This is a genomic window from Streptomyces sp. NPDC030165 (assembly GCF_055573595.1).
In genome coordinates, this window is the sequence record NZ_JBVIBD010000061.1 from 1 (window position 1) to 7,440 (window position 7,440).

14 protein-coding genes are annotated in these 7,440 nt (G+C 66.9%); 6 read left to right on the forward strand and 8 right to left on the reverse strand.

From position 1 onward, the window contains the following. From ACZ4Z1_RS42120 to ACZ4Z1_RS42130, 3 genes are all read right to left on the reverse strand, one after another. Positions 1–182: HIT family protein (locus ACZ4Z1_RS42120; protein WP_468492013.1), on the reverse strand; the 182-nt coding region annotated here is incomplete at its 3' end. After that, the gene (locus ACZ4Z1_RS42125; RefSeq protein ID WP_468492014.1) at positions 179–355 is read right to left on the reverse strand and encodes a hypothetical protein; all 177 of its coding nucleotides are present in this window, start codon (positions 353–355) and stop codon (positions 179–181) included. The genes ACZ4Z1_RS42120 and ACZ4Z1_RS42125, both read right to left, overlap by 4 nt. Next, on the reverse strand, positions 352–594 hold the full coding sequence (locus ACZ4Z1_RS42130) for a helix-turn-helix domain-containing protein (RefSeq protein WP_468492015.1): 243 nt from the start codon (positions 592–594) through the stop codon (positions 352–354). The genes ACZ4Z1_RS42125 and ACZ4Z1_RS42130 overlap by 4 nt, the downstream gene beginning before the upstream one ends. A 180-nt stretch (positions 595–774) precedes the next feature. On the opposite strand from ACZ4Z1_RS42130, the gene ACZ4Z1_RS42135 reads away from it, so the two are divergent. The 3 genes from ACZ4Z1_RS42135 (at position 775) to ACZ4Z1_RS42145 (ending at position 2,706) form a co-directional block, all read left to right on the forward strand. After that, a complete protein-coding gene (locus ACZ4Z1_RS42135; RefSeq protein ID WP_468492016.1) occupies positions 775–1,308 on the forward strand; it encodes a GntR family transcriptional regulator in 534 nt (177 codons plus the stop codon). Position 1,309: 1 nt separating this feature from the next. Continuing rightward, on the forward strand, positions 1,310–2,071 hold the full coding sequence (locus tag ACZ4Z1_RS42140; protein WP_468492017.1) for a GntR family transcriptional regulator: 762 nt from the start codon (positions 1,310–1,312) through the stop codon (positions 2,069–2,071). 149 nt (positions 2,072–2,220) lie between these two features. Beyond that, positions 2,221–2,706 carry a GIY-YIG nuclease family protein gene (locus ACZ4Z1_RS42145; protein ID WP_468492018.1) on the forward strand — a complete coding sequence of 162 codons (486 nt, stop codon included), beginning with the start codon at positions 2,221–2,223 and terminating at the stop codon, positions 2,704–2,706. Positions 2,707–3,190: 484 nt separating this feature from the next. Here the strand turns inward: ACZ4Z1_RS42145 and ACZ4Z1_RS42150 are convergent, their stop codons facing one another. Beyond that, complete coding sequence (locus ACZ4Z1_RS42150) at positions 3,191–3,430, reverse strand: type II toxin-antitoxin system RelE family toxin (RefSeq protein WP_468492019.1); 240 nt, start codon at positions 3,428–3,430, stop codon at positions 3,191–3,193. After that, a complete protein-coding gene (locus ACZ4Z1_RS42155; protein WP_468492020.1) occupies positions 3,423–3,629 on the reverse strand; it encodes a hypothetical protein in 207 nt (68 codons plus the stop codon). The genes ACZ4Z1_RS42150 and ACZ4Z1_RS42155 overlap by 8 nt, the downstream gene beginning before the upstream one ends. A gap of 706 nt (positions 3,630–4,335) precedes the next feature. Between ACZ4Z1_RS42155 and ACZ4Z1_RS42160 the strand changes: the two genes are divergently transcribed. Both ACZ4Z1_RS42160 and ACZ4Z1_RS42165 read left to right on the forward strand, forming a co-directional pair. Further along, positions 4,336–4,785 (forward strand): DUF6907 domain-containing protein, encoded by a 450-nt coding sequence (locus ACZ4Z1_RS42160; protein WP_468492021.1) that lies wholly within the window; start codon positions 4,336–4,338, stop codon positions 4,783–4,785. Between the two features lie 221 nt (positions 4,786–5,006). Beyond that, positions 5,007–5,786, forward strand: coding sequence for a phosphotransferase (locus tag ACZ4Z1_RS42165; protein WP_468492022.1), 780 nt, complete (start codon positions 5,007–5,009; stop codon positions 5,784–5,786). 49 nt (positions 5,787–5,835) lie between these two features. Here the strand turns inward: ACZ4Z1_RS42165 and ACZ4Z1_RS42170 are convergent, their stop codons facing one another. The 3 genes from ACZ4Z1_RS42170 to ACZ4Z1_RS42180 form a co-directional block, all read right to left on the reverse strand. Continuing rightward, entirely contained in the window at positions 5,836–6,114 is a 279-nt protein-coding gene (locus ACZ4Z1_RS42170; protein ID WP_468492023.1) for a hypothetical protein, read from the reverse strand. A gap of 377 nt (positions 6,115–6,491) precedes the next feature. Continuing rightward, complete coding sequence (locus tag ACZ4Z1_RS42175; protein ID WP_468492024.1) at positions 6,492–6,752, reverse strand: type II toxin-antitoxin system RelE family toxin; 261 nt, start codon at positions 6,750–6,752, stop codon at positions 6,492–6,494. Continuing rightward, positions 6,749–7,051, reverse strand: coding sequence for a hypothetical protein (locus ACZ4Z1_RS42180; protein WP_468492025.1), 303 nt, complete (start codon positions 7,049–7,051; stop codon positions 6,749–6,751). The genes ACZ4Z1_RS42175 and ACZ4Z1_RS42180 overlap by 4 nt, the downstream gene beginning before the upstream one ends. 131 nt (positions 7,052–7,182) lie before the next feature. Between ACZ4Z1_RS42180 and ACZ4Z1_RS42185 the strand changes: the two genes are divergently transcribed. Continuing rightward, positions 7,183–7,374 carry a hypothetical protein gene (locus ACZ4Z1_RS42185; protein WP_468492026.1) on the forward strand — a complete coding sequence of 64 codons (192 nt, stop codon included), beginning with the start codon at positions 7,183–7,185 and terminating at the stop codon, positions 7,372–7,374. Positions 7,375–7,440: the final 66 nt, after the last annotated feature.

Here is a 7,440-nt window from a genome sequence, read left to right on the forward strand (position 1 = left end):
GCGCCGGTCACCATGGGGTCTTCGGCCGGGCCGTCCACATGCCCCCGCGGGATCACCAGGACGTGCCCCTTGGTCACCGGTTCGATCGGCACGATCGCGATCGCGTCCGGCCAGCGGGCCAGGACCGTGGCCGGGGCCAGGCCCGCGACGATGGCGCAGAACGGGCACGGCGCGGCGGTCATGACGCCTCCCTCGGCACGATCTTGAAGACGTCGCCGCGCGGGCTGTACACCACCTGCACGTCCTCACCCGCCGCACGCAGAGCGTCGGCGTAGGCGTCGAGGATGAGGGTGGCGCGCGGGTTGCCCGCGGGGAGCTGACGGGGGACGGAGACGGCGGGGGCGGTGGGGGTCATGACGCGACCTCCGCGGGGGTGGGCGGGGCGACCCGGGCGCCGCGCAGGTACTCCACGACGGCGGAGCTGGGAATCCGTATCGCTCCACCTCGCCTGGCGTCACCTACGGGTCGGGGGCGCCCGTACCGGATGGCGGGCAGATCGCCGCTCGCGACCCAGCGATAGATGGTCGGTTTCGAGACCCGCAACGCCTCAGCGGCTTCGCGGACTGTCAGAAGTACTTGGCTGGCAGGCAGCATCAGGCCCTCCAATCCAGTAGCAGGACCAGCACTCCTCAACTGTAGGAGGGGTATTGAGAAGTAACAACCGTCTTAAGCCCACCAATGGCTCTCGCCGCACCCTCCGCCCCGCTTGAACTGGGCTTATGGTGGAGAAAATGTTGGACCCCTCAAGAGATGTTGATCTGTAGAGGAGCCGAGATGGGCAGCGGGGACTGGACGGGAACGTCGACGCCCTACCTGAAAGCAGGATCCGGAGATGCCTGGCGGGGCGAAGCCGCAGCACAGGGGCGCAAAGGGTCGCAACGGGTCATCCAGGCGGGCGAGACCAACCCCCCGGAAGAGGTGGCGACCCTGCTCGGGGTGTCGCCGGGGTCAACCGTGGTCACACGGCAGCGATTGATCCTCTCGGACGACAACCCGGTGGAACTCGCGAACTCCTACTGGCCAGCCGAACTCGCACTGGGCACACCTCTCGCGCAACCACGCAAGATCCGCGGGGGCGCCGTCACTCTGCTCGCCGACCTCGGTCACCGCCCTGGTTCCGTCCATGAGCAAGTCCTCACGCGACCAGCGACCGAAGAGGAGCGTCGGCTCCTACAGCTAGCCGAGAGCGAGTGGGTCCTGGTTCTGAACCGCACGATCTCGGACGAAGGCGGACGCCCCTACGAGGTGTCCGTCAACGTCTCCCCTGGCCGCATTGGGCGGCTCAACTACTCGATGAAGGTGGCTTGACTTGCCCGACGACCAGGACGAAACCATCGTGTGGTCCACCCAAGACCAGATCGCTTCTTACCTGCGCGACTTGATCCTCTCAGGCGACATCGCCCCCGGCGCGAAGCTCCCGTCCAGCAGGGAGCTAACGAAGATGTTCGGCGCCGTCTCTCAGACGATCCGCAACGCAGTGATCACCCTGGAGAAGGAGGGGCTGGCGTACTCGCGTCAAGGCTTCGGAGTGATCGCGCGAGAGCACCCGCAGCGAACGATGGAGCCCGCTAAGTACAAGACACCCCCGAGCGACGGCGGCAAGTACCAGTGGCTCGGAGAGGCGGAAAAGAAGGGCCTATCAGGCAAGAGCCAGCTCTTGTCCGTGGAGAAAGTCGTACCGCCGGTCGCCGTCCGGGAAGCGTTCGGCCTACCGGAAGGCGAGTGCGTGTTGCTGCGCAAACAGATTCTCTTCCTTGACGACAGCCCATGCGAACTCGTCAACGTGTACGTACCGCTGGCCCTCGCGCACGGGACACCCATCATGGAGAACCGAAAGATCCGGGGCGGCGTCGGACGCATCCTCACCGAAGCCGGCCTCCCGCCGGTTCGCTGCGTGGACAAGGTGTCCTCGCGATGGCCAACCCCGGAACAGGCCAGAGCCTTGAAGCTGCCAACCAAGCTGCCGATCTTGCGGACGTTCCGAGTAACGCACAGCACGAATGATCGACCGATCCAGGTAGAGATCATGGCAAAGGCTGGCCATCGGTACGAGCTGCAGTACGAGTTCTAAGCAACACGGAGCAACGCGGAAGCCCCGGCAGTGACGCCGGGGCTCCTTCGCGTCCGATACAGACGAGAGCGTTGCCAACTTCTCAATAAACCTCCTACAGTTGCAGCAAGACGACAGTGTCGCTCAGGCGCTGGCCAGGAGGTTTCACCATGCCTCAACCCGACGAGCGCACCGCGCTCTACCGCCTCTACGATGCCGAGGAAGATCTTCTCAATGTCGGCATCAGCAGGAAGCTGACGCAGCGCTTCCGAGAGCATGAGCATTCGCGGAGCTGGTGGCACTGCGTGAAGTACGTGGACCTGACCTGGTTCGACAGCTTCCCCCAGGCATACGCGGCCGAGAAGGCCGCCCAGCGTTCGGAGCGCCCGCCGTACAACGGCGTCGGCCACCTTGGCCTCGGGTGGCACGTTCCCCGCATCACCTACGACGACGGCGCGGACCGAGCAGCCATTCGAGCACTTCTGCTCAACGACCTGCGGACTGGCAAGTACGCACCAGGGAAGCACCTCTGGGAGCTGACCGTCAGTCGTGAGTACGGGTACTCGCGAATGAGCACCAGCAGCGTGATGTGGGCTCTCGCCGACGAGGGTCACCTCGTAAGGCGGAAGGCCGGATACAACGTCCCCGCCAGATGAGCCCACCTGTGTCAGCGGCAGTACCGGACCGGCGCTGCGGACCGGTGAACCCTCGGGTGCCGCGCGGCTCTGAGCGCCGACTCACGTGAGTCGGCGGTGGCCGGCTCACGGGGCCGTGACTCACGTGAGTCACGGGATCTCTGGCCCCTCGGGACGGCCCCGCCGGGCCGTCAGGGACTGCTTCCCATCCCAGAAACGTTCCTACCATCAAAAGCATCACCGGAATTTTGGGGATGACTCCTCGGGGGGTTGCGAGCGATCAGGCGCCTCTTTCGTGGACCCGATCACGGCTGCAATCCAGAGGCGCGCAAACGCTAATGTACCCGAAGCGGTGGGGTGAGTTTAGTTCTATTTAGCCGAACCGGGGGGCGGGTTAGTCCGCAGGTCAGACCGTAAACAGAACAAGATCATTCCGCTTTGCGCATTCGCCCCGATAATGCAATGCTACCCCGCAGTGAATTTCCCCGACAGGAGGTTCCCCGTGTTACACCTCGACGTAGGCCACGACGATGATCGTGCCGAGTGTGGTGGCGTAGTAGATGACGCGCACGCTGTCCTGCTCGTATTCGCGCAGGGGGCTGTCGGCGAGGGGCCGGCCGATGGCCGGGTCGGCGGCGATGGCGTCGAGGGCGGGGTCGAGTCGGGTGAGGTCGTCGTCGGTGAGGGCGGCGAGCTGGCGTTCGGCGGTCTCGTGGAAGGTGACGAGGGCGGGGCGCTTAGGCAACGTCGTGTGCCGTGTCGTCGTGGGGCGGGAGGCCGCGTTCGGCGCGGATGTCGTCCCAGGTGCGGCAGTGGTCGAGGTCGACGCCTTCGTCGGCGAGTTGGAGCAGCGCGTAGGCGAGGGCCGGGTCCTGCGGGAAGGCGTCGCGCGCGGCACGTCGCATGCTGTCGGCTTCGTCGGGGTCGAACACGATCCGGGCCATGGGGTCCTCCTGGCGCTGGTCCCGGCTCGACGGTAGCGCACGGCCCCATGGGGCGGCACGACTGTCGCGTGAAGGGGGCGATCGTCATCGATTGCGCGGCGTATTCCAGCCACTTCCTGAGGGCGTCAGACCGTACCTAGAAAGGGGGAGGGAGCATGTGAAGGGGTTTTCTGCTCGACAATGCCCTGGATAGCCGCAGGCCACGAGCAAGTGCTCATCAAGTGATGTGCACTTGATGAGCACCTGTTGATTTCTTGATCTCGCCGCACACGCGTGGCCCGATCTTGTCGATCGACTACGGTCCTTACCCATCGGTGGCCAGCGTCCCAGCTCCGGAATCCTGTGTCACATCTGTGTCAACTGATCTTGAACCCAGGGGGTTGACTTGAGCATCGCAGGCCAGGCGACGCCCGTGATCAATATGCCAATTCGGTTGGCATGGCGTCGCATCTGGCGCGGTTGCGGATCGAGGTTGAAAGATCAGAGCACGGGGGTTTGCCCGTATCGCTGGACATCGCCGATGTCCACACTCCAGGTCTGGACTCTCTTGACTTCCGTCGAGAAGGCTGTCCTGGAAGCGGAACAGCACCACAACGGCCGGACCCCTTCGTGTGGCTGCACGAAGACCAGGCCCGGCCGCTGCAAGACCCGCGGGGTGGCTGCCCCGCAGATCAACGAGTCCCAACCATCACGAAAGGACTTCGTCATGAAGTCTACGAGCAACCCGCTGCCCTCCGTCCACGTGGGCAGCGACATCCCGGCCGAATCCGCCGCCGACGGCCCCCTCCCCCGGCTGGCCGCCACTTCCGTCCGCGGTGTCCCGGTACGCGTGGAGTGCCCGGACTGGTGCGTGACGGATCACGCCGCCGAGGATCTGGCATTTCTGGACGACGTGCACCACTACGGCCCCGCGATGGGTGTGACGGTGCCGGCGTTCGGCGGCGGCACGGAGACCGTGCTGGTGGCGCACCTCGCGCTGTGGCCCGCCGCGAAGCGCGGTGACGGCGACGAGGGCACCTACGTGGCGATCGACGTCGACGGCTCGGGGGAGGTCTCGCCACTGCACCGCGACGCCGCGCTGGCGCTCGCCGACCAGTTGGAGGCGCACGCCACCAGCATCCGGCGCCTCGCGCAGCAGGCCGATCCGGCGGCTTGATGCTTCCGCGCGCCCTTCCGTGCGCCGTCGCTTCTCCGGCTGTGCGCGAGCACGGTCGAAGGGACGGAAGGGGCGCGCCATGGCGGATTGCGATCACGAGTGGGTGCCGTGGAGTGGTGAGCAGCGTTGCCGCAAATGCGGGGCCACGAATCGTTAGCCTGCTCGTTGAGCTTGGTGAGGGGTCGCTCCTGCGGCCCCTCTTCTCACTGGGAGGGGTCCAGGTGGCGCGTACTGCTTGGGAAGATCTGCCGCTGGGGGCTTGGGCTGTCGTCGAGGAGCAGGCCGGCCCGGTCCTCGGTGCCCGGCCGGTCATGGACGGCCTGACGTGCAGCGTGGCGGCTGTGCTCACGACCGTCTCGGGGCCGGTATTCATGAAGGGCGCACCGGTCAATGATGTGAGGGCGCGGGCCGGGCAGGCGATGGAGGCCGCGGTGAACCACGCCGTGCGCGGGGTGGGTCCGCGGCTGCTGTGGCAGGTGGTCACCGCGGGCTGGCACCTGCTGGGCTTCGAGTATGTCGACGGGCGGCACGCGGACCTGTCGGCCGGCTCGGGGGACCTGGAGCTGGTGACCGACGTGCTGCGGGCGGCTCAGGCCGTGCGGGCGCCCGAGGGTGTGCCGCCGTTCGCCGACCGGTTCGCCGTCGTCCTGCCTCCCGACGAGCTGGAGCTGCTGCGCGGCGATGCGCTGCTGCACACGGACACGAACCCCCACAACCTTCTCGTCGGCGCTGACCGCGCGTGGATCGTGGACTGGGCCATGCCCACGGCCGGCCCCGCGTGGGTCGACGTCGCCTACACGACGGTACGGCTGATGGAGGCCGACTGCCCGCCGGGCGAGGCGCTGGAGTGGGCGGCGCAGTTTCCGAGCTGGACGGCAGCCGCCCCGCGCGCTGTCGAGGCGTTCGTGACGGGCACGTGTCGGCTCTGGGAGCAGCAGGTGGGGGCCCGGGATGCCTGCCCGAGCAACGCGCGCTTCACCGCTCTGGAGAGGGCCGCATGACAGCTCGCCGCTACATGTATGTCGAGGCTGCAGAGGTGCTGCCTGGCGATCACCTGGAGGGGTCTATCGTCTCGCCGACGAGTTCGGAGTGACAGGCCCGGAGGAAGGCGCCGAACTTAGCAGCCTGGGTTTCCCGAGCCCTTTCGCGGTCGTCTCGGGCCTGCGTGAGCTCTTCTTCATTGAGTCGAAGCCTTCCGGCCTTCAAGGCGGTCTTCACAAGCGTCGCGCAAGCTCGTCGGAGATCAATAGCAGCCTCGGCCACGGGCCTTGATCCGAAGATGTAGATCTCGTCGCAGGCGGCACAAATATCTCCAAGCTGGTCGACCATGGCATCCCAGGCTGTGTTCCGCTGAGCATCGCCGCCTTCGGAACGCCTGCTTGCTTCTCTCAGACTGTCGGCACTCATGACGCTCGTGGTTAACGCTTGTATGCAGCGTATTAAGTGGGCGTAAGCTGCGCGCCGTTCTTGGCGGACCCAGTGCCTGTGTTCGTTTTCCGCTCCGCCGTTCACTTGGTGCCGTGCTGCGCGCCAACTGGCCCATCCCCCCACCGCAGCGCCGACGATGGCGGCGGCAAACCCGATAACGGCGGCATAGAGTCCTGCGGTCCCCTCGTCCATGTACCCCCCAGTCACGTGCGTGACTGGAGGGTAACGCGGTCTTCGCCGCGCGCAACGAGCCCCCGCCCGGCGATCCGGACGGGGGCTCAGTCCTCGAAGGGTGTCTGGACTTCGACGACGGTCACGGTGATCGTGAGGTTGTTGATGAGGACGTAGACGAGGGCGCCGCCTCGGCCGGCGGAGCGCATGCGCACGGGCCCGTCGTCTTCGAGACCGTGCTGCCCGGTGTGCCGGTCGGGATCTTCGCGGAGGTCACGGAAGAGGGCGTGCATCTGGCGCTGCGTTTCGAGGGACAGCTTTTCGATCTGCCGCCGGATGCTCGGCGGGACGATCAGGTGGTAGGTCACGCGGCGTCGGTCTCCGCTCGCCTCAGGCGCTCGCCCCACTGCGTCATCCACTCGTCGGTGCCGCCGTCGTCCGCGAGGCCGGGCGGCAACTCGCCGTTGTGGTTCTTGGCGTACTGAAGAAGCGCTTCCATCTCCGGGCGAGAGGCATCATAGCGGTCCGCGAGCGAGCCCCACCGGGCGAATACAGCGGGCAACTCGGCGAGGGTCGCCAGGTATGTCTCCCGCAGGAACTCCTGCCGCAACTCGGGGGCAGGAAGGGCGTGGGCGAGGGAATCGATGGTCCACGGCTGGTCGCTCATGCCGCTCTCCTGCCTGCGTCGACGCTGCCAATTAAACACTGCTGTTAAGTCAAAGCTAGCGCACTGTGCAGTGCATTGCGGGGCCTTGACCGAGGCCGTAACCGGCCGGCTCCCGGCTCCGTTCCCCCGTCATGACCGACGACGACCTGGACTCCCTGCACGCCCTGCTGGACACGGACGACCCGCGCCTGCCGCTGATCACGGCGGGTGAGGCGCGGGCCGCGGTGGCGCTGCTGGCGTATTACGGGCAGGGCGACGACGAGGCGGCGGCCCTGGCCCGCAGGTGGTCGGCGGACGTGGCGCGGCGGCTCGCGGCGGGGTAAGGGGCGCCCCTCTGCCCGGCGGGGCGGAGGGGCGCGAGGCGGTCACTTCGGCAGCGGGAAGTTCGC

Bases quoted from the DNA above. Each gene is read 5' to 3' on its own strand.
- ACZ4Z1_RS42135 (WP_468492016.1), top strand. From the start codon at position 775: ATGGGCAGCGGGGACTGGACGGGAACGTCGACGCCCTACCTGAAAGCA.
- ACZ4Z1_RS42160 (WP_468492021.1), top strand. From the start codon at position 4,336: ATGAAGTCTACGAGCAACCCGCTGCCCTCCGTCCACGTGGGCAGCGAC.
- ACZ4Z1_RS42155 (WP_468492020.1), bottom strand. From the start codon at position 3,629: ATGGCCCGGATCGTGTTCGACCCCGACGAAGCCGACAGCATGCGACGT.
- ACZ4Z1_RS42145 (WP_468492018.1), top strand. From the start codon at position 2,221: ATGCCTCAACCCGACGAGCGCACCGCGCTCTACCGCCTCTACGATGCC.
- ACZ4Z1_RS42170 (WP_468492023.1), bottom strand. From the start codon at position 6,114: ATGGTCGACCAGCTTGGAGATATTTGTGCCGCCTGCGACGAGATCTAC.
- ACZ4Z1_RS42130 (WP_468492015.1), bottom strand. From the start codon at position 594: ATGCTGCCTGCCAGCCAAGTACTTCTGACAGTCCGCGAAGCCGCTGAG.
- ACZ4Z1_RS42185 (WP_468492026.1), top strand. From the start codon at position 7,183: ATGACCGACGACGACCTGGACTCCCTGCACGCCCTGCTGGACACGGAC.
- ACZ4Z1_RS42125 (WP_468492014.1), bottom strand. From the start codon at position 355: ATGACCCCCACCGCCCCCGCCGTCTCCGTCCCCCGTCAGCTCCCCGCG.
- ACZ4Z1_RS42180 (WP_468492025.1), bottom strand. From the start codon at position 7,051: ATGAGCGACCAGCCGTGGACCATCGATTCCCTCGCCCACGCCCTTCCT.